Origin of the sequence: Pseudomonas putida, assembly GCF_050990305.1 — a bacterium.
Taxonomy (GTDB): Bacteria; Pseudomonadota; Gammaproteobacteria; order Pseudomonadales; family Pseudomonadaceae; genus Aquipseudomonas; species Aquipseudomonas putida_AH.
Genome location: NZ_CP158817.1, coordinates 4632203 through 4654887, shown reverse-complemented (window position 1 = coordinate 4654887; position 22685 = coordinate 4632203). Strand labels below are relative to the sequence as shown.

General features: G+C 57.8%; 27 protein-coding genes. 10 read left to right on the top strand and 17 right to left on the bottom strand.

Annotated features, from left to right (window positions below; genetic code table 11):
* Positions 1 to 144: 144 nt before the first annotated feature.
* From ABTV22_RS20815 to ABTV22_RS20790, 6 genes are all read right to left on the bottom strand, one after another.
* A complete protein-coding gene (locus ABTV22_RS20815; RefSeq protein ID WP_433736368.1) occupies positions 145 to 585 on the bottom strand; it encodes a response regulator in 441 nt (146 codons plus the stop codon).
* Positions 586 to 764: 179 nt separating this feature from the next.
* Positions 765 to 2093 (bottom strand): deoxyguanosinetriphosphate triphosphohydrolase, encoded by a 1329-nt coding sequence (locus ABTV22_RS20810; protein ID WP_433736367.1) that lies wholly within the window; start codon positions 2091 to 2093, stop codon positions 765 to 767.
* 168 nt (positions 2094 to 2261) lie between these two features.
* Complete coding sequence (locus ABTV22_RS20805; protein ID WP_433736366.1) at positions 2262 to 3425, bottom strand: EAL domain-containing protein; 1164 nt, start codon at positions 3423 to 3425, stop codon at positions 2262 to 2264.
* 145 nt (positions 3426 to 3570) lie between these two features.
* Positions 3571 to 3912, bottom strand: a complete 342-nt coding sequence (locus ABTV22_RS20800) for a hypothetical protein (protein ID WP_433736365.1) — start codon at positions 3910 to 3912, stop codon at positions 3571 to 3573.
* Positions 3909 to 4298: a phage holin family protein gene (locus ABTV22_RS20795; RefSeq protein ID WP_433736364.1), complete on the bottom strand. Its 390-nt coding sequence runs from the start codon at positions 4296 to 4298 to the stop codon at positions 3909 to 3911. Before ABTV22_RS20795 ends, ABTV22_RS20800 begins: the two co-directional genes overlap by 4 nt.
* A gap of 2 nt (positions 4299 to 4300) precedes the next feature.
* A complete protein-coding gene (locus ABTV22_RS20790) occupies positions 4301 to 4615 on the bottom strand; it encodes a DUF883 family protein (RefSeq protein ID WP_433736363.1) in 315 nt (104 codons plus the stop codon).
* A 325-nt stretch (positions 4616 to 4940) separates the two neighbouring features.
* On the opposite strand from ABTV22_RS20790, the gene ABTV22_RS20785 reads away from it, so the two are divergent.
* The 5 genes from ABTV22_RS20785 to ABTV22_RS20765 all read left to right on the top strand — a co-directional run bounded on the left by ABTV22_RS20785 (position 4941) and on the right by ABTV22_RS20765 (position 8349).
* Entirely contained in the window at positions 4941 to 6149 is a 1209-nt protein-coding gene (locus ABTV22_RS20785; RefSeq protein ID WP_433736362.1) for an ammonium transporter, read from the top strand.
* An 85-nt stretch (positions 6150 to 6234) separates the two neighbouring features.
* A complete protein-coding gene (locus ABTV22_RS20780; RefSeq protein ID WP_433736361.1) occupies positions 6235 to 6471 on the top strand; it encodes a glutaredoxin family protein in 237 nt (78 codons plus the stop codon).
* Between the two features lie 166 nt (positions 6472 to 6637).
* A complete protein-coding gene (locus tag ABTV22_RS20775) occupies positions 6638 to 6955 on the top strand; it encodes a transcriptional regulator (RefSeq protein ID WP_433736360.1) in 318 nt (105 codons plus the stop codon).
* Positions 6956 to 7026: 71 nt separating this feature from the next.
* Positions 7027 to 7917 carry a pseudouridine synthase gene (locus ABTV22_RS20770; RefSeq protein WP_433736359.1) on the top strand — a complete coding sequence of 297 codons (891 nt, stop codon included), beginning with the start codon at positions 7027 to 7029 and terminating at the stop codon, positions 7915 to 7917.
* 150 nt (positions 7918 to 8067) lie between these two features.
* Positions 8068 to 8349, top strand: coding sequence for a hypothetical protein (locus ABTV22_RS20765; protein ID WP_433736358.1), 282 nt, complete (start codon positions 8068 to 8070; stop codon positions 8347 to 8349).
* A gap of 70 nt (positions 8350 to 8419) precedes the next feature.
* On the opposite strand, the gene ABTV22_RS20760 is transcribed toward ABTV22_RS20765, so the two are convergent.
* Both ABTV22_RS20760 and mobA read right to left on the bottom strand, forming a co-directional pair.
* Positions 8420 to 8641: a YgdI/YgdR family lipoprotein gene (locus ABTV22_RS20760; RefSeq protein WP_433736357.1), complete on the bottom strand. Its 222-nt coding sequence runs from the start codon at positions 8639 to 8641 to the stop codon at positions 8420 to 8422.
* A 78-nt stretch (positions 8642 to 8719) separates the two neighbouring features.
* The gene (mobA, locus tag ABTV22_RS20755) at positions 8720 to 9322 is read right to left on the bottom strand and encodes a molybdenum cofactor guanylyltransferase MobA (RefSeq protein ID WP_433736356.1); all 603 of its coding nucleotides are present in this window, start codon (positions 9320 to 9322) and stop codon (positions 8720 to 8722) included.
* Positions 9323 to 9403: 81 nt separating this feature from the next.
* Between mobA and moaB the strand changes: the two genes are divergently transcribed.
* Complete coding sequence (gene moaB, locus ABTV22_RS20750; RefSeq protein ID WP_433736355.1) at positions 9404 to 9943, top strand: molybdenum cofactor biosynthesis protein B; 540 nt, start codon at positions 9404 to 9406, stop codon at positions 9941 to 9943.
* The gene (locus ABTV22_RS20745) at positions 9927 to 11153 is read left to right on the top strand and encodes a molybdopterin molybdotransferase MoeA (protein WP_433736354.1); all 1227 of its coding nucleotides are present in this window, start codon (positions 9927 to 9929) and stop codon (positions 11151 to 11153) included. Before moaB ends, ABTV22_RS20745 begins: the two co-directional genes overlap by 17 nt.
* Positions 11154 to 11217: 64 nt before the next feature.
* Here the strand turns inward: ABTV22_RS20745 and ABTV22_RS20740 are convergent, their stop codons facing one another.
* On the bottom strand, positions 11218 to 11529 hold the full coding sequence (locus tag ABTV22_RS20740; protein WP_433736353.1) for a hypothetical protein: 312 nt from the start codon (positions 11527 to 11529) through the stop codon (positions 11218 to 11220).
* A 229-nt stretch (positions 11530 to 11758) separates the two neighbouring features.
* On the opposite strand from ABTV22_RS20740, the gene yegS reads away from it, so the two are divergent.
* Positions 11759 to 12676, top strand: coding sequence for a lipid kinase YegS (yegS, locus tag ABTV22_RS20735; protein WP_433736352.1), 918 nt, complete (start codon positions 11759 to 11761; stop codon positions 12674 to 12676).
* Here the strand turns inward: yegS and ABTV22_RS20730 are convergent.
* The 3 genes from ABTV22_RS20730 to ABTV22_RS20720 form a co-directional block, all read right to left on the bottom strand.
* A complete protein-coding gene (locus ABTV22_RS20730; RefSeq protein ID WP_433736351.1) occupies positions 12660 to 13316 on the bottom strand; it encodes a response regulator in 657 nt (218 codons plus the stop codon). The genes yegS and ABTV22_RS20730 overlap by 17 nt on opposite strands.
* Positions 13313 to 14206, bottom strand: coding sequence for a sensor histidine kinase (locus ABTV22_RS20725; RefSeq protein WP_433741460.1), 894 nt, complete (start codon positions 14204 to 14206; stop codon positions 13313 to 13315). Before ABTV22_RS20725 ends, ABTV22_RS20730 begins: the two co-directional genes overlap by 4 nt.
* A 505-nt stretch (positions 14207 to 14711) precedes the next feature.
* Positions 14712 to 15182 (bottom strand): hypothetical protein, encoded by a 471-nt coding sequence (locus tag ABTV22_RS20720; protein WP_433736350.1) that lies wholly within the window; start codon positions 15180 to 15182, stop codon positions 14712 to 14714.
* A gap of 466 nt (positions 15183 to 15648) precedes the next feature.
* Here ABTV22_RS20720 and ABTV22_RS20715 point away from each other — a divergent pair, with 466 nt between their 5' ends.
* Together ABTV22_RS20715 and ABTV22_RS20710 are read left to right on the top strand one after the other, a co-directional pair.
* Positions 15649 to 16584: a chemotaxis protein CheV gene (locus ABTV22_RS20715; RefSeq protein WP_433736349.1), complete on the top strand. Its 936-nt coding sequence runs from the start codon at positions 15649 to 15651 to the stop codon at positions 16582 to 16584.
* 194 nt (positions 16585 to 16778) lie between these two features.
* Positions 16779 to 17585, top strand: coding sequence for an MOSC domain-containing protein (locus ABTV22_RS20710; protein ID WP_433736348.1), 807 nt, complete (start codon positions 16779 to 16781; stop codon positions 17583 to 17585).
* A 72-nt stretch (positions 17586 to 17657) separates the two neighbouring features.
* Here the strand turns inward: ABTV22_RS20710 and ABTV22_RS20705 are convergent, their stop codons facing one another.
* The 5 genes from ABTV22_RS20705 to atuD all read right to left on the bottom strand — a co-directional run bounded on the left by ABTV22_RS20705 (position 17658) and on the right by atuD (position 22636).
* The gene (locus ABTV22_RS20705) at positions 17658 to 17942 is read right to left on the bottom strand and encodes a pyrimidine/purine nucleoside phosphorylase (protein WP_433736347.1); all 285 of its coding nucleotides are present in this window, start codon (positions 17940 to 17942) and stop codon (positions 17658 to 17660) included.
* A 61-nt stretch (positions 17943 to 18003) separates the two neighbouring features.
* Positions 18004 to 18555, bottom strand: coding sequence for an exonuclease domain-containing protein (locus ABTV22_RS20700; protein WP_433736346.1), 552 nt, complete (start codon positions 18553 to 18555; stop codon positions 18004 to 18006).
* 71 nt (positions 18556 to 18626) lie between these two features.
* Positions 18627 to 20588: an acetyl/propionyl/methylcrotonyl-CoA carboxylase subunit alpha gene (locus ABTV22_RS20695; protein ID WP_433736345.1), complete on the bottom strand. Its 1962-nt coding sequence runs from the start codon at positions 20586 to 20588 to the stop codon at positions 18627 to 18629.
* 96 nt (positions 20589 to 20684) lie between these two features.
* Positions 20685 to 21482: an enoyl-CoA hydratase/isomerase family protein gene (locus ABTV22_RS20690; protein ID WP_433736344.1), complete on the bottom strand. Its 798-nt coding sequence runs from the start codon at positions 21480 to 21482 to the stop codon at positions 20685 to 20687.
* Complete coding sequence (gene atuD, locus ABTV22_RS20685) at positions 21479 to 22636, bottom strand: citronellyl-CoA dehydrogenase (RefSeq protein ID WP_433736343.1); 1158 nt, start codon at positions 22634 to 22636, stop codon at positions 21479 to 21481. Before atuD ends, ABTV22_RS20690 begins: the two co-directional genes overlap by 4 nt.
* Positions 22637 to 22685 lie beyond the last annotated feature (49 nt).

The window sequence follows — 22685 nt, the reverse complement described above, 5'->3', positions numbered from 1 at the left end:
AGTTGAGGTGACGTATGAACTGACGCACCTGTGGCAGCAATATAGGAATATTCCTACAAGCAAAAAGGAATAGGCTTACGAGTCAACTAGGTTTTTTATGAGGAAGGGTGAAAGTTGTTTTTATTTGATTGGGCTTTTGAGGTGTTAACTCATGAGGTCTTTTTGTTTTTCGAATAATGTTTTGTGGCTGTTTGTTTTTGGTGTTGAGGTCAGTAGTTTCATGAGTTCGATCTTATTCAGTGGCTTTGTCAGGCAGCCCAGCAATGGGAGTTGATGAGTGTTTGCCACACTTTCAAGTTCCTCCAGTTCAGTGAGCGTCAGGCTACTTAGTAAAATGGCTTTTTTGATCATCCCATGACGACTGGCAAATCTAACTAAATCAACCCCGGAAATATCGGGCAGGCATTGATCGCACAAAAGAATGTCGAAAGGTTGCTCGGAACCCAGCATTTTTTGCAAGGCGCCTTGGGCGCAGTCAGTTGTAGTCAAATGGGTGAAGCCATAACTCTCGAGCAAACATTGTGTTGCCCTGAGCTGAAAGGGGTGGTCTTCGACCAGCAGGATGCGCAGATTGTCCTTGATCATATTATTCACGCTGCTTTTATTGAACAAAGGAAGCGTGATTGTTTCGCGCCAATAGTGGGCAATCGATCAGTTCCCTCGACGTCAGTTGTAGGGGAATTCAGCAAGCGTTGAGTGCACTTGGTTTTTTGGAGACTGATCGGCCATTACAGGTGGCGTAATGGCTGATCAACCGTTACTTGTCAGTGACTGGAGCGCCCAGTCATTTCCAGCGCCATGTCGCTGGCATAGCTGTCCGTCATTCCGGCAATGAAATCGATCATGCGCAAAAATGAGGTGTGTAAGGAGCCATGGGGGTCGGGTGCATTGTTGCCCAACAGGTCGAGTGTTCGTCGACTCTTGAAGGATGGCGTGCGACCGTTGTGTTGTTCCAGGGCCGCACCACAGAAGGTGTTGAGCAATATTTCCAGCGTGGTGTAAGCACCGATTTCGTGCAGGGTCTTGCGTTTGTCCTGGAAGATTTTTTTGCGTGCCATGTCTTTTGCATTCAGGACACAACGTTTGGCCGGGCCGTGCATGTGTTCCACCAGATCGCCGGGCAATGTACCGGCCAGCAAAGCATCCTGCTGCTCGACAAAGGCGCGTGCTGCGGCGTTGGTCAGGTGTTCGATGGCTTTGCCACGCAAGATTGCCAGCTTGCGTCGGCGAGAATCCCCGGGGCCGAGTTGACGATAGGTTTCCGGCAAATCGTCACCCACCAGATCCAGCAGCAGCGATTCGACTTCAGCGTAATCCAGCAACTCCATTTCCAGGCCATCTTCAAGGTCGATCAACGCGTAGCAGATGTCATCGGCCGCCTCCATCAGGTACACCAGCGGGTGACGCGCCCAGCGCTGTTCTTCGAGTTGCGGCAGGCCCAGTTTCTGAGCGATCTGTTCGAGCAGTGGCAGTTCGCTCTGGTAGCAGCCGAACTTGTGTTTCTTGTATCCAAGCGAATCGGCGTGTCTTGCCGTCCACGGGTACTTCAGATAAGTGCCGAGGGTGGCATAAGTCAGTCGCATGCCACCGTCGAACTGGTGGTACTCCAGTTGGGTCAGTACTCGAAAACCCTGGGCGTTACCTTCGAAGTTGAGAAAGTCATTGCGCTCGGCCTCGCTCATCGCGTCGAGCCAGCCACGACCGGCGGCTTGCTGGAACCAGTGACGGATCGCATCTTCGCCGGAATGGCCGAACGGTGGATTGCCGATGTCATGGGCTAGACAGGCCGATTGCACCACCATCCCCAGGTCGCTGGGTTCGCACCAGTCGGGCAGGGCGCTGCGAATGGTTTCACCGACGCGCATGCCTAGCGAGCGGCCGACGCAACTGACTTCCAGCGAGTGGGTCAGGCGCGTGTGGATATGGTCGTTGCTGGTGACCGGATGTACCTGGGTCTTGCGCCCGAGACGGCGAAAAGCCCCCGAGAAGATGATGCGGTCATGGTCTTTGTGAAAAGGGCTGCGGCCGAGTTCTTGCGAGCTGTGCAGAGGCTTACCAAGGCGTTCGCGGGTAAGCAGGGTGTGCCAATCCAAGGCAGTCTCTCCGTCGGGTGACTTGAGTCTCTAGCTTCCCGGTTCGCATCGGGACCTGCAAGGGGGAGCTGCAACGCATTCTTTCAAGCAGCCGTGTTTTCGCTGACGTCCATCGCGAGCAAGCTTCGCTCCTACAGGGACGCATGTTTTCACTTCGACGGTATCACCCTAGAGCCCAACCGCATCGATATCAATGAGCAACAACCGCTCGCCATTGTCGAAAAACTGCCCGGCGGTGAGGCAGTACTGATTGCTGGTGGCATCGCGATAGGTGTTGGAGAGGGTCAGGCGCCGTTCATCCCAGCCCTCTGCCAGCAAGTGATAGAAGTAAGGACGCCAGGACCAGTTATGGCCCAGGTAGCGATTGTCAGCGACCCAGCCGCTGTTGCGCCATTCCAGATTCGGCGTCAATTGTGTGCCGTGGCGGTCGCATTGATAGAAGCGTAACAGCCAGGGGAAGGCATCGAGTCGGGGCAAGGCGCTGAGCGGGGCGCGGGCCAGGGCCCAGGCTTGCAAGATTTCCATCAGTTCGCCGAGTTGCTGGCGCATGGTCATCAGGCGACCGCGCTCGGCCAGTTTCTGCTGAACGTAGCGCTGACGCAGTTGTGCAAAGCGCTCGACGAACGCATCACTGGGAAAGAAGTGTTCTTGTGCCTCGGCGAATAGAAAACCCTGCACATAGCGTGAGCCGCACTCCAGCGCAAAATTGAGCTGAGCGTCGGTTTCCACGCCTTCGGCGATGATCCAGCAGCCGGTTTTTTCAGCCATTTGCGCCAGGGCCTTGACCACGTCGCTGCTCGGGCCGCCCAGTGCCGCCGCCTGAAACAGGCGCATGTCGAGTTTGAGGATGTCCGGTTGCAGCGCCAACACGCGATCGAGTTGGGAATAGCCGGCACCGAAGTCATCGATGGCGATCCGCGCACCGGCCAAACGGTAACGCGCGACCACTTGGGCAAGGCGCTGGATATCCCCCCCTAATTCGGTGATCTCGAAGACGATTCGTGTTGGGTCGATACCGTATTTGCTCAGTTGCTTGAGGCTTGGCAGCGGCTGCTCCGGGCGCAAGCGGTTGATCCAGCGCGGGGAAATGTTCAGGCTCAGAAACCAGTCACAGGGCGCCTGGTGCAGACGGCTCAAAGCGTCATCGCGCAGTTGGCGATCCAAGTGGCGCAGGGCCACGGCGTTCGTTCGCGGGTCGCAGAACAACGGCCCCACCGATGCCAATTGACCGTTTGCCTGAAGCACCCGACCCAGCGCCTCCACTCCCGCGATGCGGCCGGTAGCGGTATCGATGAACGGCTGAAAACAGGCGATCGGTTCCCCGTCGATCACAAAGCCTCCTTGGTTGATCTTGTTTTTGGATTAAACCTGAGGACCGGGCAGTGCCTGAAAGGCACATTAGTCACGCAGGATTGAACCTCTCGATAAAGAGGTTCATCCCATGGGTATTGCAAGAATGTAGCCAGAAAGTGACAGCTCAGGGTTTGCGCGAGGTGCCTTGCATCACCAGTTTGATCAGCGGTCCCAGCGTGGCGCCAAGCTGAAGCAGCCGAGTCAGACGACTGATGCCGCCGCCCCTGGCACCTTTGCCGGTCAGAAACCCCAGCAGCGTGACTGCCGCCACGCCCCAGAGTGGAGCGTGTTTGATGCCGAAGCCTTCTTGCAGGTTTTGCGTTAAACCGCGAACACGCTGCAGGGGTTGCAGCAGGTGCGCGGATTCGTGGCGGATTTCCTGGCGATGCATTTCCATGCGCAGACGGATCAACGTCTTGCGCATTTCGGTGCGCGAGCTGTTGCGTGGCAGTTCAGGCAGGTTCATGGCAGCAGGCGCTCCCTGTCGTTGGCCAGTTCTTCCAGGGTGCCATGGAAGGGCGAGGACTCATCGAAAACCGCCGCTCTCAAGCGAAGGCCGCAGAAGATCGCCGCCAGGGTATAGAACACGCAAAGTCCAATAATGGCCGCAAGGCGATAGCTGTCCCAAAACAGGATCAACACCAGCGTCGATAATCCCACCAGCAACAGCAGGGCAAACACAAGTGCCAGGCCAGCAAACAGCAGCAGACTGACGGTGCGTGCCTTTTGTTCCTGCAATTCGATGCCGAACAATTCGACATGGCTGTGAAGCAATCCAAGCACGGCTGCACCCAGGCGTCGCGATGAGGAACTGGCGCCCGTCGTGGACGAATCGAAATCTTCGCTCGCCATGATCAGCGCCGGCTTGCCAGCAGGCCGATAAGGAAACCCACGCCGGCGGCAATGCCGACCGATTGCCATGGGTTGGCTTGTACATAATCCTCGGTGGCGGTGACGGCAGCCTGGCCGCGTTCGCGCAGCGAGTCTTCGGTCAGCTTCAAGGTTTCCCGGGCACGCAGCAGGCTCTCGTGGATCTGCTCGCGCAACTCATCGGCCTGATCACCGGCCAGAGACGCCGTGTGTTCCAGCAACCGTTCAGTGTCACTGACCAGTGTCTGAAAATCGTTCATCAGGATTTCTTGAGCAGTCTTTGCCTTGGTGCTGGCCATTGGTGATCTCCATGGGTGGCGTCTGAATCGTTCGAGTATGAGCCTTGTGTGAAGGTTCAGTACAAATGACTGGTACAACTTTTGCTGTGTCCTGGTGCGCCAGCCTGCGTCGCTGCGCTGTTGCTGGGCATGATTGTCGCAAGACTTACCTCAAACAATCAAAACCCGAGCCGATGTCTCGGTCGTGACTGGCCTTGACGAACCCTGTGCGCCAAAGCGGTTCATCGGGAGTGACGTACTCCGCTCGAGACGTCACAACTTGGTGCATGGATTGCCCGCGCGAACTGCTTTGGTGCTTTTTTCAGCCTTAAGGTCTGCCTAATCCATGGAAAATCTGCAAAGCGCTGTGGACAGCCTGGTCCATAGTTCCAATACGTTGTTCATTCTGATCGGGGCGGTCATGGTGCTGGCCATGCATGCCGGCTTTGCCTTTCTGGAAGTCGGTACGGTTCGGCAAAAAAACCAGGTCAATGCGCTGTCGAAGATCCTCAGCGACTTCGCCGTTTCGACCCTGGCTTACTTCTTTATAGGCTATTGGATTTCCTATGGGGTGACCTTTATGCAACCGGCAGCTGTGATCAATGCCGATCACGGTTACGGGCTGGTGAAGTTTTTCTTTTTACTGACCTTTGCCGCGGCGATCCCGGCGATCATTTCCGGAGGCATCGCCGAGCGTGCCCGATTCGTTCCGCAACTGTGCGCGACCGCGATGATCGTGGCGTTCATCTATCCCTTTTTCGAAGGCATGATCTGGAACGGAAACTTTGGCTTGCAGGCCTGGTTACAGGGGCGTTTTGGTGCCGGCTTCCATGATTTTGCAGGCTCTGTGGTAGTCCATGCCATGGGCGGCTGGCTGGCGCTGGCGGCGGTGTTGCTGCTGGGGCCGCGTAATGGTCGATATCGCGAAGGGCGCCTGGTGGCGTTCGCGCCGTCGAGTATTCCGTTTTTGGCGTTGGGCTCGTGGATCCTGATCGTCGGTTGGTTCGGCTTCAACGTGATGAGCGCGCAAACCCTGCAAGGAGTCAGCGGCCTGGTCGCGGTGAACTCGCTGATGGCCATGGTCGGTGGCACTGTGGCGGCCTTGATTGTCGGGCGCAATGACCCGGGTTTCCTGCACAACGGCCCGCTGGCCGGACTGGTGGCGATCTGCGCCGGCTCCGACCTGATGCACCCCGTGGGCGCACTCGCGACAGGGGCGATTGCCGGGGCGCTGTTTGTCTGGTGCTTTACGGCCGCTCAAGGCAAATGGCACATCGACGATGTGCTGGGTGTCTGGCCATTGCATGGTCTGTGTGGCGTGTGGGGCGGGATTGCCTGCGGTATCTTCGGCCAGAGTGCATTGGGAGGACTGGGCGGGGTGAGCCTGATCAGCCAGTTGATTGGCACGACACTGGGCGTGACCGTGGCATTTTCCGGAGGATTGGCCGTGTATGGCGTGATCAAGGCTTTGCATGGCTTGCGGCTGAGTCAGGAAGAAGAGTATTACGGGGCGGACTTGTCGGTGCACAAGATCGGCGCGGTAAGCCAGGATTGAGCAGCGCTGCCTCGGTTTGCCTCGGTGCTCGACGGTTTTTGGGGGGCGGCCTAGAATAGTCACTCAATTTTTTGGTTGAGTGCTCATGCCTCCTGAATGTCAGTTGTTCGGCACCCTGGGGTGCCATCTCTGTGAAGTGGCTGAAGCCATGCTGATGGAGTTCGTCGAGCGCGGTCTGCTGGTGGAACTGGTGGACATCGCTGACGACGAATCATGGTTCGCCGCCTACAGTCTGCGTATTCCAGTATTACGCAGGGTCGATACGGGCGCTGAGCTGGGCTGGCCGTTCGGCTCCGACGATGTAGTGGCCTTCCTGCGTTAGATTTTTTGCGATGACGGGACTTCCGTCGGTCGAACTTTGCGATTGATCCCCTTGGCTTAAATGTGGCGATTCGGATACTGTATGCGTATACAGTTATCCGGATTGCTGCATTGTTGTCCCTGAGACCAGGGTTGTGCAGCCACATCCGGGGTGAGAGGGAAGAATCGTGGTCAACGTCGAACAATTGAAGAGCAGCGTAAACGGTATGTCGGTGGACGTGGTACGCGAGGCCGTCCTCGAGTTGCGTCTGGACGGGCTGGTAACGGAAGGAAAAACGCCTTTCAACAAACTGCACTTCAATACCTGTTTCGCTGAAATCGAAGCGTTGTTCCAGCGCGCAGGCTACCACCGGCAACTGGACGTCGTGGGCTATCAGGGTTTGTTGTATGCGCTGTACGACCCAAGCCGTTGGGAGGCGGTCGATGTACTGCGCTGGCTCAAGGAGTACACCGAAGCGGCGGCACGCACACAAATACCGGCATGAGGATTCTGCGCTAGGTTCGTTCCCCGCGCTGTTGGATAATGTCGCCCTGTATCGAGGGTTAGAGTTTTCGTATGTCCAGTTCATCTTTTTCCGCTGCACACAGCCAGGCCAGTACGCTGTACTTGCCGCCCGGTTCGTGGCAGACCGTTTTCGATTGCCTGTGCGAGCATTTCAGCGCCATTGGTCGTGAACAGTGGCTGGACCGAATTGCCCGTGGTCGTGTTCTCGACGGGCAAGGTGCGCCCATCGCCCTCGATTTGCCTTACAAGGAAGGCCTGCGCATTCACTATTTTCGCGAAGTGCCGGACGAAAAACCGATCCCGGTGATCGAATCGATCCTGTATGCGGATGAGCATCTGGTGGTGGCGGACAAACCGCATTTTTTGCCGGTGACACCAGCAGGTGAATACGTTGAACAGACCTTGCTCAGGCGGCTGATCCACCGCCTGGACAACCCTCACCTGGTGCCATTGCATCGCATCGATCGGCATACGGCGGGACTGGTATTGTTTTCAGCCAATCCCCTGAGTCGATCGGCGTATCAGTCGTTGTTTCCTTCGCGACAGATCGAAAAGCGCTATGAAGCCATTGCCCATGCCTTGCCTGAGCTTTCGTTTCCGCTGGTCCATAAAAGTCGACTCGTTGACGGCGAGCCGTTCTTTCGTATGCAGGAAGGTCCTGGCGTGCCCAATACCGAAACGGCTGTGGAAGTCCGGGAGAAAAAGGGTGAGCTCTGGCGTTATGGCCTTTACCCGGTGACGGGCAAGAAACATCAATTGCGGGTACACATGGCAGCGTTGGGCGCGAGCATTTGCAACGATCCGTTTTATCCACAGGTACTCAAGGATGTGGAAGATGACTACGCCAATCCTTTGAAGCTCCTGGCCCAAGGGCTGAAGTTTGTAGATCCGATCACGGGGCAGGAAAGAGAGTTCGAGAGCACGATTACGTTGCAATGGTGATCTGGCGACAGTGTGTTGTCTGGATAAATCGAATTTTTGGGCGGGTTCGCAGTCATTTGAACGGGCCCCACGAACGTGGCGTTCAAAAGACCTCGGTATTGCCGCCAGATCATTCGGTGGCGCCGGGACCTTCCATGCAAGGAGATACCCATGAAACGTACCGCTTTCGCTGGAGTCTTCATTTGTGCGGCACTGTTGGCTTCCCCGGTATTCGCTGCAGGGGAGCACGACCTTTGCACGATCAAGCTCCAGGAGCTCAGGGATAAGGTCGCCAGCCTGCCGGCTACGCCCGAAAACGCCACCATGGAAGTCAAACGCATGCAGGCCAGTGCGGAAGCGGCGAACTCGGCGAACGACGACAGAAAATGTATTACCGAAGCCACGCAGGCATTGACGCGAGTGGGTAACCTTGCGAAAGAACCGAACCCATAATTCACGGTGCCAGACAAGAAAATGCCCCGACAAGTCGGGGCATTTTTGTATCCGGTAGTCGCCGCGCAGATTACAGCTCTTTAACGGTGCGAACCTGATCCTTGTTGATGCGAGTTTGCTTGCCATCCAGTTGTTCGAATTCGTAGAAGCCCGAATCCTTGTCAAAGTGTGGCGTGTCGACGGCCTGGATTTCGCGACCGTCATTCAAGGTGATCACTGTTGGCGATGAGCAACCGGCGAGGGTAGCGAGGCCCAGTGCAAGCATGAAAGTGGCCAGCGTCCGTTGAGTCATGGGGTATGTCTCCGAATTTGAATACTTTGGTTACTGAGCTTCAGACGTATGCAACACGTGCAAGTTCCTCGGGTGCAGTCAGTCTGACACAGTGTTGTGCGCGCTTAACAGTTCTGGTGTATTGAGGTTGGCCAAGCGCGGGTCGTTGTCTAAACACTGTAGTGCAGTTGCGCCCAGCTTTCGCATGAGTCGTCCTGGGCTGCGCTCGCCCTCGCTCCAGGCGCTGTCGAACGCCTTGCGAAGTGCCACGGGAATCACGCATAGCAGCGGTTCCCAATGGTCGCCGTGGCGCAGCATCAAGGGCTTGTCGGGGTGTTGGCTGGCGGTTTCGCGCATGCTGGCGAGCAGGGCGTCATCAATGCGCGGCACATCGCAAGGCAAGACCAGCAGATGCGTATGGCGAGCCGCCTTCAGGCCTGCGCGAATACCGGCCAATGGCCCAGGAAAATCCCCTTCATCGTCATGAACCAATTGGTCGGCATAGGGTGCGTATTTTTCCAGGTTGCGGTTGCAGGAGATGATCAGGTCATCGCTCAGTGAGCGCGTCTTGCGATGCAGGTGTGCGATCAAAGGCTCACCGTGCCATTCCACCAACCCTTTATCCTGGCCGCCCATGCGCTGCCCGCGACCACCCGCCAGGAGGAGAATGGAGCACGGCGGTAAATCCGAGTTAGAGGTCATGCTGTGCCTCCATGGGGGCGGCGGATAAATAGGGCGCTGTGATATAACACCGGGCTGTTTCTCCTACAACTGGATGAGCCTATGAAAGCCAAGGCTGATGTACCTTTCGTCCCGCTGAACATCGCGGTGCTGACGGTCAGCGACACCCGTACCCTTGAAACCGATACCTCAGGACAAGTCTTTGTCGACCGATTGACGGCTGCCGGCCATCACCTGGCTTGCCGGGTGTTGCTCAAAGATGATCTCTACAAAATTCGTGCGCAAGTCGCTAACTGGATTGCCGACGATGTCGTACAGGTGGTGCTGATTACTGGCGGCACCGGTTTCACCGGGCGCGATAGCACTCCGGAAGCGGTGAGCTGCTTGCTGGATAAACAAGTCGATGGGTTTGGTGAGCTGTTCCGACAGATTTCGGTGGCGGATATCGGCACGTCGACCGTTCAATCCCGCGCTCTGGCCGGGCTTGCCAATGGCACGCTGGTATGCTGTTTGCCGGGTTCGACCAATGCTGTGCGCACTGGTTGGGACGGTATTCTGGGCGAGCAGCTGGATTCGCGGCATCGTCCCTGCAACTTTGTCACTCATCTGAAACAGGCGGCTCCCTGTGAATCCCGCGGGTAAGCCAGGCAAGACCGGCAGCCTGATGCCGGTCGAAGTGGCGCTGGCGCGATTGCTGGAAATGGCTCACGCCTCAAGGATTGTCGACCGCGAGCGCTTGCCATTGGCACAGGTTCAGGGGCGGGTGCTGGCCAATGATCTGGTGTCGACGCTGGACCTGCCACCGTGGCCCAACAGTGCCATGGACGGTTATGCCCTGCGCATGGCCGACTGGACAGGAGAGCCGCTGGCCGTAAGCCAGAAAATTTTCGCCGGGCAGGCGCCTGACACACTGCAACCGGGAACCTGTGCTCGAATCTTCACGGGTGCTCCCGTTCCAGCGGGCGCCGATTGTGTCGAGATGCAGGAAAATGCCGAAGTACAGGCGGATGAGCGAGTACGTTTCACCGAAACACTGACCATTGGGCAAAACATTCGTCCACAAGGCCAGGAGACCACGGTTGGTGAATTGATTCTTCCGGCAGGTACGCGTCTGGGGCCAATTGAACAAGGCCTGGCCGCTTCGCTGGGGTGTGCCGAGCTGGATGTGATTCGCAAGGTTCGCGTTGCGGTTTTGTCGACCGGAGATGAGTTGATTGAGTCTGGGCAGGCACTAGGACCAGGTCAGATCTATAACAGCAATCGTGTTTTGCTCTGCAGTTGGTTGCAGCGTTTGGGTTGTGAAGTCATCGACGCTGGCATTCTTCCAGATGATTTGGTCGCCACGCGTACGCGACTTGGTGACTTGAAAGATGTCGATCTGATTCTTTCAACCGGTGGCGTGTCGGTGGGGGAGGCTGATTTTCTAGGCATTGCCTTGCGCGAGGAAGGGGAGCTGAGTTTGTGGAAGCTCGCCATCAAGCCTGGCAAGCCTCTGACATTCGGGCATTTTCGCGGCGTGCCGGTCATTGGCCTGCCTGGGAATCCAGCATCAACCTTGGTGACTTTTGCCTTGTTGGCCAGGCCTTATCTTTTGCGTCGTCAGGGCGTCATGCAGGTGGAACCGTTGAAGGTGCAGGTGCCAGCAGGGTTTGACTGGCCCGTGGCCGGGAATCGACGTGAGTACTTGCGTGGTCGCCTGGAGAACGGAAGCGCCATCATCTACAAGAATCAGAGTTCCGGGGTGTTGCGCAGTGCCGCCTGGGCCGATGGATTGGTAGAAGTGTTGGAAGATCGGACGCTGGTTGCTGGAGATTGTGTGTACTTCATTCCACTGAGTGAAGTCATCAGCTAACCCTCTCGACCGTGTTGCCACGCAAGCCCGGTTTATCGAACCGGGTTTTTGCGTTCATGGCTGATCAATGAGCCAGGAGCAGTGTCACGACCTGGTCGAAACGGCTGTTGGCGATCCAGCCAAGTAGTCCGAGTACCACGGCTGCGCCGCCAGCGGCATACGCAAGCCTGTGCTTGATGGATCTGACGTCACTGCGAACTTCTTCCATGTTTTTGCGGATGTATTTGAGGTGGGTCTCCAGCTCAACGGCACGAGGCTCCATATCGACTTCTCCATTGGGTTTTACGTTGTTTTTGATTTCAGTCTGGTGATCGGTCTGTTTCCCTGCGGGCGGTGCGACGGGAAATACCGGTAGCTTAAGGTCATGGCTCTGCATGGCACGTCCTTGTGTGAGTCCTGCTGATCACTGAAAACCACAGGCACCAAAGTGGACCAATCACACTTTTGGGTCAATTGAGCCGATTCCTCACGTTTTGTAAGAAAAATCGCGCCGTGTAGGACTTAAGAGTGCTCAATTCGATTTAATTCCAACGCCTGCGAATTTTTATCAAGTCCTGCGAGGTCAACATTTCCCATATGCCATTCAATCCTGGGAGTGACCATCAATGAGTGATCGCAAGGCGCTGTTGATTTTGCACGGCAAGCAAGCCCTCAACGAAGTAGTTCGCAGGGCCGTCGAAAACCGGCGTGAACAAGGCTGGGAGCTGGCCGTCCGGTTGACCTGGGAAGCCGGTGACGCCCAGCGTCTGGTGGATGAAGCACTGGCCGCAGGTTTCAAACAGATCATCGCCGGTGGCGGTGACGGCACTCTGCGTGATATCGCCGAGGCCATGACTGCGCATTCGACGCAGGCCAGTCTGGTTTTGATGCCGCTGGGAACAGCCAACGATTTCGCGCGTGCCGCCGGGGTGCCTCAGGAGCCGGACAAGGCACTGGATTTGTTGGACGTGACGCCGACCGCCATTGATTTGGGGGAGGTCGGTGGGCAAGTGTTCTTGAACATGGCCACGGGCGGATTTGGCAGTCGGGTGACGGCCAATACTTCCGAGGAGCTGAAAAAGGTGCTCGGCGGCGCCGCTTATTTGTTCACTGGCCTGTCACGCTTCAGCGAGTTGCACGCCGCTTACGGCGAGCTGCACGGCCCGGATTTTCACTGGCGTGGCGATCTGTTGGCGCTGGGCATCGGCAATGGCCGGCAGGCGGGCGGCGGTCACGTATTGTGCCCGCACGCATTGGTTGACGACGGGTTGCTCGATATAAGCATTTTGCCAGCCCCCCAGGAAGTGGTCGGCACCTTGAAAAACCTGCTGGCCGATGGCTTCGGTATCGATAGCCTGTTCGTGCGAGCCCGCCTGCCATGGGTCGAGATCAAGGTCAGCGAAGGTCTCTATATCAACCTCGATGGCGAACCACTGGAGGGTGACAGTTTGCGTTTTACAGCGCGGCCAGCAGCGCTTCGGGTGCACTTGCCTGAAGGCTCGGCGCTGTTGGCTGCGACGGAATCTGTCAGTCGTCCAGACTGATGATCTGCTCGCGCACGGCGAACAGTACCAGGCCTGCCACATCAAAGATCTGCAAGCGCTTCATGATCTGTGAACGGTGGGTTTCAACGGTTTTGACGCTCAGGCCCAGGCCGTTGGCGATTTCCCGGGTGGATTTGCCACGAACAATCAAGCGCAGGATTTCCAGTTGGCGGGCGGTCAAACCATGCGAGTCTGCCGGTTCAGGGGTTTTCTGGCTTCGGGTCAGTGCCTGTGTGATGACGGTATGGGCAATGGCCGGGCTCAGGTAGCGTTCGTTGTTACGCAAAGCTTCCAGCGCATGTTCCAGTTCGGTGGCCGTGGTGTCCTTGAGCAAATAGCCATGAGCCCCGGACTCCAGCGCCTGCATGATCAGCGCCGGGTCGGTATGCATCGACAGGATCAGCACCTTGCTTTGTGGACGGATCCGCTTGAGTTGCTGCAAGGCTTCAAGTCCGCCGGTCTGCTTCATGGAGATATCCAGCAGCACGATATCCGGGGACAAATGCTCGACCATGTCCAGCAACTGCGAACCGTCATTGGCCTCGCCAACAACCGCGTAACCAGGAAGATCCAGCACCAGGGCGCGCACGCCTGCCCTGATCAGCGAGTGGTCATCCACCAGAAGTAAGTTACAAGTCAATGCATAACCTTATTCGTACAGGCCCGTTCGAGCGCGCGGGGCGCCCAGGGGAAGAGAGCTTCGATTTGAGTGCCTTTACCCGGTTCACTGGTAACGGTCAGGGTACCGCCCAGTTGATTGATCCGCTCCGACATCCCGGCCATGCCGCGCTGTCCCTCACGACCCGGATCTGTGGCCGGGGCGAATCCCTGCCCGTCGTCACTGATCGATAGTGACAGGCCTTGCGGCAAGCGTTGCAGGCAGATCAGAAGATTCTTTGCCTGGGCATGCCGCAGAATGTTGGTGACGGCTTCCTGGGTAATGCGAAAGGCGGCCACCGCCATTTCTTCGGGTATCCCGGTCAGGCGTTGATGGCATTCCAGGCTCCAGTGCACGGAGGTATTGGCCAGCGTCTTGAGTAAATGTGCACGCAGACTGGCTTCCAGCCCGAGGCTGGTCAATTGCCGGGGATTGAGGATGGCTGATACATCGCGGACTTTGGCAAGGGTTTCTTCCAGGGTGTCGCACAGAACGGAGCATTGCCCCTGGAGTTCTTCAGGCATTCGGCGTCTGAGCCAGTCGCTTTGAAGCTTGGCAGCCGTCAGTAACTGGCCGATATCGTCATGCAGTTCCCGACTGAGTCGGTGACGTTCGTTTTCCTGGACCTGGAGCAAGCGATCGGCCAGTTCCTGCGGCTGAAACTTGATCGACTTGCGCGACAGGCGATATTGGACCCAGACACAACTCAGCGCCGCGATGTTGAGCACCAGTAAAGCCAGCGGCAGGTGAATGGATAAACCATAGGTCAGCAGGTTGCCGAACGTAGAGCAGGCGCATAGCACCAGCGTGAACCGGCGCGCGTTTTCTCGGGAAGGTGGCCACGTGGCGATTGACTTGAAGCTGGCGTACATAGCGGATGGAGCCAATGGATGTTCGCTGCGGGCAGACCGGTCATGCTCGCTGACAGGCCTCTGTTTTGTAATGTTGTACATTGAAATCAATGGCGCATAGTTTCCGTACAAGAGTTCCAGCATGAAACTTGATCGGACAACCGACTGGCAGTCAAGTTGCCATTAATTGACGTCAACTAATGGGCGGCATAGTACCACTTAAGATACCGTTGGTCGCGCATCCGATATATGTCCGTGGAGTCAGGAAACAGCGCGTTCCGGGCGTCAATCCCCCATTGGGACAGTGTACTTGTCGACGCCGTTGAGAAAATGATCAGCCATGGATCACTGCCCTTTGATACCAGGAAAAGCCCTAGTCATGACAGGCATTCAAGTGCCCGGAGGAATGGATATTTATTTGAGGTTGTCGTTATTGGATATGTATTAATCAATTGCGACATGAGTGCGTTCAAGTTACCGCGCAATCTTGGTTATAAAGTGTGAAGTTAGACACAGTTCTGTGGATCTAAGCCTGCCGTTCCAGGTAGGGAACGAGTGTGAACGGTTTGGAATTAACAGGGAGTTGGAACTGGCTTTGTCCGACCTGAAAGGCAAAGGCTTCGATCAGGGTCGTCTGTTCGGTTTCGTCGAGACTCAGTTGGCCGGTTTTCTGGTCAATCAGTTCAAGTTGCCAGGCGATCAACGTCAGGCAGTCTTTCAACGCATTCAGGGCTTCGTCGTGCAGTTCCATGTGGTTGTGCGCGTGGTTCAGCAAACCATGAATGTGCAGCGAAAACTCCGAGACGGCCGCCAGCGCAAGGGCGTCCGCCTTGCTGGCGAGTTTGAGCAGGGTGCTGAGCATGCAGTCGATGGCGTCCTTGTCATTGCTGATCAGTTGCAGATGACTCAGGCACTCCTCGGTCTTGGCCAGCAGTGATTCGGCTTCGACGAGAAATTCGGGGACCCGCTTCGCCCACTCTTTACGATTGTCCGGCATGCTTATCTCCACAACGTCATGACTGATGGGGGAATGTCGTGTGTGTCGACGAGGACGATGGGCGTCCCGACGTAACCATTTCGTCGTGAGATCGCGTTCCGGCCCGCCTGAACCGAGGCTGTGGAACTGCTTGAGGGGGTGGTTGGCCACTGACCGGCGATCGCACACAAAAGCCTGACTCCATTCATGCAATGAGAATGGCGTCACATTAATGGCTATTGGATATCGCGAATATCAGGTTGTGCCTGATTGTCGGTAGGGGAATCCCTTACGCGACGGAACCTATGGCGCAAACAGTGGTCGCGCCGAAGATAATGTAGCAGATGAAAATCACAGCGCCAGTAAAGCATGATGTTAATGTGACATCAATCGTTGCGCGTGGCATTTCACGAGGGGTCAAGATCCGGCGGAAACAGCCGATAACCCTCTACTAGTGAATTCATCAGTTAAAGCCCTGGAGTCATTAATGGCTGGCATTCTCGATACGGTAGACCAACGTACGCAACTGGTGGGTGAGAATCGCCTGGAAATTCTCATGTTCCGGCTCGCCGGGCGGCAATTGTTCGCGATTAACGTATTTAAAGTGCAGGAAGTTTTGCAACTGCCAAAACTGACGCTCATGCCTCAACGCCATCCGTTCGTTTGCGGCGTGGTCAACCTGCGTGGTCAGACTCTGCCGGTGATCGACCTGTCCCAGGCCATTGGCATGCGCCCGCTGGTGCCGGGGCCGAACAGCACGATTATCGTCACCGAGTACAACCGCTCCGTGCAGGCGTTCCTGGTCGGTGGCGTGGACCGTATCGTCAACATGAACTGGGAAGCCATTCTGCCGCCACCGGGCAGCGCCGGTCGCCAGCATTACCTCACGGCCATCAGCAAGGTCGACGATCAGTTGGTGGAAATCATCGACGTGGAAAAAGTCCTGGCCGAAATCGTCCCCTACAACGCCAAGGTATCTCGCGAAAAACTGGCCGACCCGGTACTGGAGCGCGCCCGTGGCCGTGAAGTGCTGTTGGTGGATGACTCCAATGTGGCGTTGGCGCAATTGCGCGACACCTTGGGTCAGTTGGGGGTGAAAATGCACATCGCCAGTGATGGTTTGAAGGCGCTGAACATGCTCAAGGCCTGGGCCGACACGGGCGTGCACATGACCGATAAATTGCTGATGGTCTTCACCGACGCGGAAATGCCGGAGATGGATGGTTATCGCCTGACCACGGAAATCCGCAACGATCCGCGTCTGCGTGGCCTCTATGTGGTACTGCATACGTCCCTGTCCGGCAGCTTCAACGACTCGATGGTCAAAAAGGTCGGCTGCGACAACTTCCTCTCCAAGTTCCAGCCGGACAAATTGGTCGACGTGGTGCGCCAGCGTTTGATGCTGGATGCCGTCCCTGCATAAAGCCGCTTACCCTCCTGTGTGGGAGCTGCCGCAGGCTGCGATCTTTTGATGTTGGTTTTTTAGATTAAAAGATCGCAGCCTCGTTGCACTCGACAGCTCCTACGCAGCTCCTACACAGCTCCTACGCGGGTTCGCACTTTTGATTCGGTGTTAAAGCTCGTATAGGGTGACGCTTTGCCCACAGGGAGCTGGCCATGCTACGTCTGAGCGCGCTTTACCGTTATCCGTTGAAATCCGGCAAGGGCGAGACCTTGCAACAGATTGGCCTGGACAAGCTGGGACTGGACGGAGATCGGCGCTGGATGCTGGTGGACGAGGCCAGCGGACGCTTCCTGACCCAGCGCGCAGTGGCGCAGATGAGCCAACTGTCCGCATTGTGGAATGCCGAAGGTGGCCTGACCCTCGATGCCCCCGGCCATTCACCGATCGACATTGCGCTTCCGGGCAGTGACGCGCCACTGCGCGGCGTGACCATCTGGCGCGACACCTTGCGTGTACCGGACGCCGGCGACGCAGCGGGCGCCTGGGTCAGTGAATTCATTGGCAAGCCGACGCGATTGGTGCAAGTGCCGCTGGATCGCGCACGGATGACCGAGGCGGGCTATGGCAAAGACGATGATCAGGTGGCGTTTGCCGATGGTTTCCCGCTGTTGCTGATCGGCCAGGCGTCGCTGGAAGATTTGTCGCAAAAGGTCGGGCGCCCACTGGAAATGCTGCGTTTTCGCCCGAATCTGGTGATCGAGGGCAGTGAGGCTTATGCCGAAGATGGTTGGAAACGCATTCGCATCGGTGACGTCGAGTTCCGAGTGGTCAAGTCGTGTTCACGGTGCATCCTGACCACCATCGACCCGCAAACCGGTGTTCGCAGCGAAGATCGCGAGCCCTTGGCGACCTTGCAGAAGTACCGCGCCGAGGCCGATGGCGCGATGTTTGGCCAGAATCTGGTCAATGACGGCATTGGCCGACTTGAGGTCGGTATGCCGGTGACAATCCTGGAATAATCGCCCTGAAATGAAAAACGCCCGTGTCTTCAAAGACACGGGCGTTTTTTGTCGCCATGAAAACCCGAGGGTTTAACCGCGGTATTCGCACAGGTAAGCGGTGTCGACGGCCACTTTCAGCTGGAACTTGCTGTTGGCGGGCACGTTGAACTGGCTGCCGGCGGCGAAGGTTTCCCAGTCGTTGCTGTCAGGCAGCTTGACGGTCAGGGCGCCGGACACCACGTGCATGATTTCACGCTGGCTGGTGCCGAATTCGTATTCGCCCGCGGCCATGACGCCGATGGTCGCCGGACCTTCAGCGGTGCCAAAGGCGATCGACTTGACGGTGCCGTCGAAGTACTCGTTGACTTTAAACATGGGCGATTCCTCGAAAAGGGCTAAAAAGGGCCGGCCAGTATGCACAAGGGGGCCGGCGTCGTCACCTCTCCAAAGGAGGGAGAATCTGCGGCAGGAGCCGCGCGGTATTGCGCGCATCTTCCAGCGCCCGGTGTTGTTGCCCGGTAAATTGCAGGCCCGCCAGTTGCAGCGCGCCGTTGAGCCCCAGCGGGCGCTCCAGCCGGCGGGCCTTGGCAAAGCGTTGTTTGAGGTTGATGTGCGGTACACGGCTCAGGAAACTGTCGAGTTGCAGGCGCTGCCATTCCTGGATGAGCTGCTGGCGATCGTAATCGCCCCAACTGACCCAGCCTTCGAGTTGTGAATGGTATCGCCCCAGCCATTGCTCGAATGACGGCCAGATATCGCTGAGCGTCGGTGCTGTATCGACATCGGTCTGGGCGATGTGTGTCAGTTGTCGACAAAAAGGCGTCAGCAGCGGCCGCCGCAAGGGCCGCACAAAGCACTGGAAGTGATCCAGTTCGTGCCCTTTGCGGTCCACCAGGGTGGCGCCGATTTCGATGATTTCCATTTCCGTTACTGGCCAGCCACCCTCATCGGTGGTGGCTTCCAAATCAATGACCAGCCATTGAGGCATTGCAGGGTTCCTAGTATCGGCATACTGATAGTTTTTGAGCGTAGCCAAACCCGGCAGTTCCGCCTAGCGGCTTATTCAACCTCCAACAATACCTGACGATTCTTGACCTGATCACCGACCCGCACTTGCAAACGCTTGAGTACGCCGTCGATACCCGATTTGAGCGGATGCTCCATTTTCATGGCCTCCAGTACGACCAGCAATTGACCCTTGCTGACCGGGCTACCCTCGCTGACCAGTACATCGACGATGGCGCCATCCATCGGGGCCTTGAGGGTGCCGGTGCTGACAGTCGCCTGGCTACTGACCAGGGCCTGGGTCCGGTCCTCCAGGCGAAGGCTGCCCGGACGGGTAAACAGATAGAGCTGATCGGCTTGCAGTCGGTAGGCACAGCGTTGACGGATGCCGTCGATGACCAAGGTGGCCCAATGTCCATCGCAGTCAAGGATCCTCAGTTCCAGGCGGCGATCGGCCACTTGAATCCGGAAGGCCTCGCCCGGTACGGCGTCCAGGCTCACCGACCACTCCTGATTCTGCGCGCCGAGTCGATAGTGCAGCGGCACGCTGGCGTTGTTGCGCCAACCGGCCAACGCACCGCGATGGGCTTGTGCCGATGCCTGATAGAGCAGGGCCACGGCAATCGCCAGCTCTTCGGCGCTCGGTACGTGAGCCTGCAGGCATGGATGGTCGGCGAAGTGTTGTGCGATGAACGCGGTGCTGAATTCGCCGCTGATGAATTGCGGGTGTTGCAACAGGCTGGCGAGCAGGCGCTGATTACTCTGCACCCCCAGCAACACACTGTCTTGCACAGCCCGCAACAGCTTGCGACGGGCTTCTTCACGGGTGGCACCATGGGCAATGATCTTGCCCAGCATCGGGTCGTAAAACGGACTGATGTCCCCGCCTTCGATCAAGCCATCATCGGTTCGCACGCCGCTTTGCAGTGCCGGTTCCCAGGCGGCGATACGCCCGGTTTGGGGCACAAACCCTTGGGTCGGGTCCTCGGCATACAGGCGCACTTCCATGGCATGACCCTTGAGTTGCACCTGCTCCTGGCGCAGTGGAAGCGCTTGTCCTTCGGCGATGTTCAGTTGCCAGGCCACCAGGTCCAGACCGGTGATCAGTTCAGTGACGGGGTGTTCCACTTGCAGGCGGGTGTTCATCTCCAGGAAGTAAAACCGACCGCTTGCATCGAGCAGGAACTCCACGGTGCCGGCGCCCACGTAGTTCACCGCGCGACCGGCTTTGAGCGCTGCTTCTCCCATGGCTTGGCGCAACGGCTCGGTCATGACCGGACAGGGGGCTTCCTCGATGACTTTCTGATGGCGGCGCTGGATCGAACAATCACGTTCGCCGAGGAAAATCAGGTTGCCGTGCTGGTCACCAAACAATTGAATTTCGACATGCCGCGGCTCGATCAACGCTTGTTCAAGGATCAGTTCATCGCTACCGAAACCGTGCAGGGCTTCGGAGCGCGCGGTGCGAATGTGTTCGAGCAACTCACCGGCATCGTGCACCAGCCGCATACCGCGCCCGCCACCCCCGGCACTGGCCTTGATCATCAGCGGATAGCCGATGCGTTCGGCTTCGCGGCTCAGGCTCGCGTCATCCTGATCGGCACCTTGGTAACCCTGAATGCACGGCACGCCGGCCTCGATCATGGCGATTTTCGACAGGCGTTTGCTGCCCATCAGTTCGATGGCTTCGGGGCTGGGCCCGATAAAGGTAATGCCGGCAGCCTGGCAAGCGCGGGCGAACCCGGCGTTCTCCGAGAGAAATCCGTAGCCCGGATGGATCGCGTCGGCGCCTGTGCGGCGGGCCGCGTCGATGATGGCCGGGATGTTCAGATACGACTGTTGCACCGCCGAAGGGCCAATGTGCACGGCTTCGTCGGCCATTTGCACATGCAGCGCATCGGCATCGGCGTCGCTGAACACGGCGACGGTGCGATAGCCCAGGGCCTGGGCCGTGCGCTGGATGCGGCAGGCGATTTCACCGCGGTTGGCGATGAGGATTTTTGTGAGTCCGGGCATTGGGTTATCCCTTTGGATTTGCGGTGGATGTGTGGGCCTCTTCGCGGGCAAGCCTCGCTCCTACAGATCGTGTGAAATCCCGTAGGAGCGAGGCTTTTAAGGGGCCCACCCCGGTTTTCTTTTTTGCAGAAAAGCCATGGTCCCCTCGACGCCTTCCGCGCCCGTCACCGCCTCGCTAAACCACTCGGCCGCCTCATCCAGCAATTCCCCCGTCGGCTGCACGGCACTGGCCAACAACAGTTTCTTGGTCGCCGCATTCGCCCCCGGCGCACAACACAACACATGGGCCAGCACTTCATCGAGGCGCTCGGCCAATGCCTGCGGATCCTGTTCGACAAAATGCACCAGGCCCATTCGCCGCGCCTGGGTGCCATCGAAGCGTGCTGCTGTCAGAGCCAGGCGTCGGGCCTGGGACAGGCCGATGCGCTGGACCACGAATGGCGCGATCTGCGCCGGCAACAGGCCGAGGCTGGTTTCCGGCAAACCGAATTGCGCCTGATGATCGGCCATGGCGATATCGCTGACGCACGCCAGACCCAAGCCACCACCCAATACCGCGCCTTGCAACACGGTGATCACCACCTGCGGCGCTTGCTGGGTTTCTTCCAGTAGCGCACCGAAGGCTCGGTTCAGTTCGCGGTACGCCGTTGCACCCTGAGCGCGGGCGTTGGCCATGTCCTTGAGATCGCCGCCGGCACAGAAGTGTCCGCCGACGCCGGCGATCACCAGGGCGCGAACAGCACGGTTATCGCGTACCGCCGTCAGCACCGCGCGCAGTTCGGTAACCATCTGCAAGCTCATGGCATTGCGGCATTGCGGGCGATTAAGGGTGATGTGCAGCACACCATTGTGCTGGTCCAGCAACAGTGTCTGGCAATCGGGCAGGTGGCTCATTTCTTTTTCCCCGGCAGGATACCCATGAGTTTGCAGATGATCCCCAGCATGATTTCGTCGGCCCCGCCGCCGATCGACACCAGCCGCACATCGCGATAGGCGCGGGCCACCGGGTTGTCCCACATGAAGCCCATGCCGCCCCAATATTGCAGGCAGCTGTCGCTGACCTCGCGACCCAGCCGACCGGCCTTGAGTTTGGCCATGGAGGCCAGGCGCGTGACGTCCTGGCCTTTGACGTATTGCTCGGTGGCCTGATAGACCAGCGCCCGCAGGCATTCGATTTCGGTCTGCAATTCGGCCAGGCGAAAGTGAATGACCTGGTTGTCGATCAGGGCACTGCCGAAGGTCTTGCGCTCCTTGCAGTACTCGATGGTGCTGTCGACGCAATATTCCAGGCCCTTGATCATGTTCGCCGCGCCGAACAGGCGTTCCTCCTGAAACTGCAGCATCTGCATCATGAAGCCTGCGCCTTCATGGCCGATGCGGTTGCGTTGGGGCACGCGCACGTTGTCGAAAAACACCTGGGCGGTTTCCGAACTGCGCATGCCGAGCTTGTCCAGGTGCGAGCTGAGGCTGATGCCGGGGGTGTTCATCGGCACCATGATCAGCGACTTGTTGATGTGCGGTTTGTCGTCGGAGGTGTTGGCCAGCAGGCAGATGAAGTCGGCGCTCGGCGAGTTGGTGATCCACATCTTGCTGCCGTTGATCACATAGTCGTCACCGTCCTTGCGTGCCGTGGTTTTCAACCCGGCCACGTCGGAACCGGCCCCGACCTCGGAGACGCCGATGCAGCCGACTTGCTCGCCGCTGATCGCCGGGCGCAGAAACTCGTCACGCAGTTCATCGGAGCCGAAACGTGCCAGGGCTGGGGTGCACATGTCAGTCTGCACGCCGATGGACATCGGGATGCCGCCGCAATGAATGGTGCCGAACTCTTCGGCGGCGACGATCGAGTAGCTGTAGTCGAGCCCCATGCCGCCGAATTTTTCCGGTTTGGAAATGCCCAGCAGGCCGAGGTCTCCGGCCTTGCGAAAAATCTCATGGATCGGAAACCGCCCGGCTTTTTCCCATTCCTCGACGTGCGGGTTGATGTCGTGGTCGACGAATTGGCGGACGGTGCGGCGCAGTGCTTCGTGTTCCTGGGTGAAGATCATTTTTATTGTTCTCCTGACAAACCCGCTCGTTCCCACGCAGAGCGTGGGA

Bases quoted from the DNA above. Each gene is read 5' to 3' on its own strand.
- ABTV22_RS20720 (WP_433736350.1), bottom strand. From the start codon at position 15,182: ATGCCGGACAATCGTAAAGAGTGGGCGAAGCGGGTCCCCGAATTTCTC.
- ABTV22_RS20710 (WP_433736348.1), top strand. From the start codon at position 16,779: ATGCTACGTCTGAGCGCGCTTTACCGTTATCCGTTGAAATCCGGCAAG.
- ABTV22_RS20790 (WP_433736363.1), bottom strand. From the start codon at position 4,615: ATGGCCAGCACCAAGGCAAAGACTGCTCAAGAAATCCTGATGAACGAT.
- ABTV22_RS20765 (WP_433736358.1), top strand. From the start codon at position 8,068: ATGAAACGTACCGCTTTCGCTGGAGTCTTCATTTGTGCGGCACTGTTG.
- ABTV22_RS20700 (WP_433736346.1), bottom strand. From the start codon at position 18,555: ATGCCTCAATGGCTGGTCATTGATTTGGAAGCCACCACCGATGAGGGT.
- yegS (WP_433736352.1), top strand. From the start codon at position 11,759: ATGAGTGATCGCAAGGCGCTGTTGATTTTGCACGGCAAGCAAGCCCTC.
- ABTV22_RS20740 (WP_433736353.1), bottom strand. From the start codon at position 11,529: ATGCAGAGCCATGACCTTAAGCTACCGGTATTTCCCGTCGCACCGCCC.
- ABTV22_RS20770 (WP_433736359.1), top strand. From the start codon at position 7,027: ATGTCCAGTTCATCTTTTTCCGCTGCACACAGCCAGGCCAGTACGCTG.
- ABTV22_RS20690 (WP_433736344.1), bottom strand. From the start codon at position 21,482: ATGAGCCACCTGCCCGATTGCCAGACACTGTTGCTGGACCAGCACAAT.
- ABTV22_RS20785 (WP_433736362.1), top strand. From the start codon at position 4,941: ATGGAAAATCTGCAAAGCGCTGTGGACAGCCTGGTCCATAGTTCCAAT.
- atuD (WP_433736343.1), bottom strand. From the start codon at position 22,636: ATGATCTTCACCCAGGAACACGAAGCACTGCGCCGCACCGTCCGCCAA.
- moaB (WP_433736355.1), top strand. From the start codon at position 9,404: ATGAAAGCCAAGGCTGATGTACCTTTCGTCCCGCTGAACATCGCGGTG.
- mobA (WP_433736356.1), bottom strand. From the start codon at position 9,322: ATGACCTCTAACTCGGATTTACCGCCGTGCTCCATTCTCCTCCTGGCG.
- ABTV22_RS20760 (WP_433736357.1), bottom strand. From the start codon at position 8,641: ATGACTCAACGGACGCTGGCCACTTTCATGCTTGCACTGGGCCTCGCT.
- ABTV22_RS20715 (WP_433736349.1), top strand. From the start codon at position 15,649: ATGGCTGGCATTCTCGATACGGTAGACCAACGTACGCAACTGGTGGGT.
- ABTV22_RS20800 (WP_433736365.1), bottom strand. From the start codon at position 3,912: ATGAACCTGCCTGAACTGCCACGCAACAGCTCGCGCACCGAAATGCGC.
- ABTV22_RS20705 (WP_433736347.1), bottom strand. From the start codon at position 17,942: ATGTTTAAAGTCAACGAGTACTTCGACGGCACCGTCAAGTCGATCGCC.
- ABTV22_RS20795 (WP_433736364.1), bottom strand. From the start codon at position 4,298: ATGGCGAGCGAAGATTTCGATTCGTCCACGACGGGCGCCAGTTCCTCA.
- ABTV22_RS20815 (WP_433736368.1), bottom strand. From the start codon at position 585: ATGATCAAGGACAATCTGCGCATCCTGCTGGTCGAAGACCACCCCTTT.
- ABTV22_RS20780 (WP_433736361.1), top strand. From the start codon at position 6,235: ATGCCTCCTGAATGTCAGTTGTTCGGCACCCTGGGGTGCCATCTCTGT.
- ABTV22_RS20725 (WP_433741460.1), bottom strand. From the start codon at position 14,206: ATGTACGCCAGCTTCAAGTCAATCGCCACGTGGCCACCTTCCCGAGAA.
- ABTV22_RS20695 (WP_433736345.1), bottom strand. From the start codon at position 20,588: ATGCCCGGACTCACAAAAATCCTCATCGCCAACCGCGGTGAAATCGCC.